Annotated in this window: 2 protein-coding genes and 1 pseudogene; all 3 read right to left on the bottom strand. The window is 68.2% G+C overall.

What is annotated here, in order from left to right:
• The coding region (locus VNE62_01320; GenBank protein HVE90928.1) for a methylmalonyl-CoA mutase family protein at positions 1–1,456 on the bottom strand (1,456 nt) is incomplete at its 3' end.
• 181 nt (positions 1,457–1,637) lie between these two features.
• Positions 1,638–1,793 carry a hypothetical protein gene (locus VNE62_01315; GenBank protein HVE90927.1) on the bottom strand — a complete coding sequence of 52 codons (156 nt, stop codon included), beginning with the start codon at positions 1,791–1,793 and terminating at the stop codon, positions 1,638–1,640.
• Between the two features lie 126 nt (positions 1,794–1,919).
• A pseudogene (locus tag VNE62_01310) lies at positions 1,920–2,563 on the bottom strand (collagen-like protein).

Here is a 2,563-nt window from a genome sequence, read left to right as displayed (position 1 = left end):
CGGCCGTTGACTCGTCAATGTAGAGGATGGGGACGTGGGGCTCGTTCTCCTGGAGGAAATCGTTGACCCCGACGACGATTTTCGCCCGGCTTTCGACCGCCTGCTGATAGCGGTAGGAGGCCTCCGCGACCTCCCGTTGGGGGTATCCCTGTTCGAGGGCCTCGACCATCCCCCCCATGCGGTCGATGGTCTCGAAATAGACCTTCGCCTCCCGTTCCATGTCGAGCGTCAGGCGCTCGAGGAAATAGGAGCCACCGAGGGGGTCGACCATGCCGGTGACGCCGCTCTCGTGGGCGATGACCTGTTGGGTCCGCAGCGCGAGGGTCGCCGCCTCCGCGGTCGGGAGCGACAGCGCCTCGTCCAGTGAATTCGTGTGCAGCGAGTTCGTCCCGCCAAGCACGGCGGCGAGCGCCTGCAGCGCCGTGCGCACTACGTTGTTGTAGGGCTGCTGCGCGGTCAGGGACACGCCCGCCGTCTGCGTGTGAAAACGGAGCTTCCACGACCGCTCGCGGCTGGCGCCAAACCGGTCGCGCATGACTTCCGCCCACAGCTTCCGGGCGGCGCGGAACTTGGCGATTTCCTCGAAGAAATCGCTGTGCGAGTTGAAGAAAAAGGAGATCCGGGGCGCAAACTCGTCGACGTCGAGGCCGGCGTCAATCCCGTACTGGACGTACTCGATGCCGTCGCGCAACGTGAACGCCAGCTCCTGGAGGGCCGTGGAACCAGCCTCGCGGATGTGGTACCCGCTGACCGAAACCGTGTTCCACTTCGGCACTTCGCGAGCGCAGAACCCGAAGATGTCGGTGATGAGCCGCATCGACTCCCGTGGCGGGTAGATGTATTCCTTCTGCGCGATGAACTCTTTCAGGATGTCGTTCTGGATCGTCCCGGAGAGGCTCTTCCAGTCGGCGCCCTGCTGTTCAGCCACCGCCAGATACATCGCGAAGACCATCGGGGCCGGCGAATTGATCGTCATCGACGTCGTGACATCCGCCAGCTGGATGCCGTCGAAGAGGCGCTCCATGTCCGCGAGCGAGACGATGCTGACGCCGCACTTCCCGACTTCTCCGAGCGACAGCGGATGGTCAGGATCCCGTCCCATCAGCGTCGGCAGATCGAACGCCACGCTGAGACCCGTGCCTCCCGCGCCGAGCAGCGTGCGATAGCGCTCGTTGGTCTCCTCCGGCGTCCCGAACCCCGCAAACTGCCTCATGGTCCACAGCTTGCCGTGGTAGCCCGACGGGTGGATGCCGCGCGTATACGGGAAAACGCCGGGATCGTTCAGATCGCGGGCGTAGTCGAGGTTCGCGAGGTCGTCGGGCGTATAGAGACGCTCGATGGGCCGGCCCGAGATCGTGGTGAACGAGCTGCTGCGTTCGGGCGATTTACTGAGGGTGGGCTGGAGAACGTCGCGCTCCCACCGGGCCTTCGCCGAATCGGCCGTGACGCTCTTCATCGCGGCTCATTATAGCCCGCGAGCTTCCGACCGGCGCGTATCTGCTTGAACTCAGGCAGCTTGGAGCACCGGCCAGAAAAAGGAAAAGGTGGCCGCCGTCATCGTTGACGACCAGCCACCTCCCCCCTCCCCCGAACCTTCGAACCTTCGAACCTTCGAACCTTCGAACCTTCGAACCGTTTTAAGGTCTCACCCCCACGCACACCGCGTACACCCGCAGCGACGTGGAGATCGTGGTGTTGGTGTTGTTGCGCAGCTGAACGCGCCAGCCGGTCGCGGTCGCTGTCGTCCCCGGCGTCGGGTGCGACGCGGTCAGGGTCAAGCCCGTCCCGTTCATGCCGGTCTCCAGGCCGCCACCCACCGGCCGCGAGCCAATCGGGCAGGGAGCGACGAAGTGACTGGACGTCGCGGCGAAGAAGTCGGTGACCCGGACCTCGACGGGATAGATGATGTATCCGCTGACGCCGTCGGCGCCGGCAACACCCTGTGGTCCCTGCGGTCCCTGAGGACCGGCCGGGCCTTGTGGACCCGCCGCGCCTTGCGGACCCGCCGGACCTTGCGCGCCTGTCGGACCCTGGGCACCTGCCGGACCCGCGGGCCCGACGTCACCCTGCGGGCCGACCGGGCCTGCCGCGCCCGCCGGTCCCACGTCACCCTGCGGCCCCTGCGGACCAGCGGGGCCCGTGAACCCGGTCGCGCCCTGGAGACCCTGCGGTCCCTGCGGACCCGCCGCGCCAACCTCACCCTGGGGCCCAGCGGGGCCGGCAGGTCCGGCTGGGCCAGACTCACCCTGCACACCCTGGAGACCCTGCGGACCCACGGCTCCCGTCGCGCCCTGCTCCCCCTGGGGCCCCTGCGGGCCGACGGCTCCCGTCTCGCCCTGCAGACCCTGCGGCCCGACGGCTCCCGTCGCGCCCTGCGGCCCAGCGGCGCCGACGGGGCCAGCCGGTCCGGCAGGACCCACCGGTCCCACCGCACCCGTTGCTCCCGTGTCGCCCTTCAGTCCGGCTGAACCCTGCGGTCCGGCGGGGCCTGCGGGACCCTGCGGACCAGCGGCACCGACGGGGCCAGCAGGCCCTTCCGGTCCGCGTTCACCGGCAGGACCCT

This window comes from Actinomycetota bacterium (assembly GCA_035536535.1).
Taxonomy (GTDB): domain Bacteria; phylum Actinomycetota; class JAICYB01; order JAICYB01; family JAICYB01; genus DATLNZ01.
Note: the sequence above shows the minus strand (reverse complement) of the source record. Positions and strands in the feature narration are given on the sequence as shown.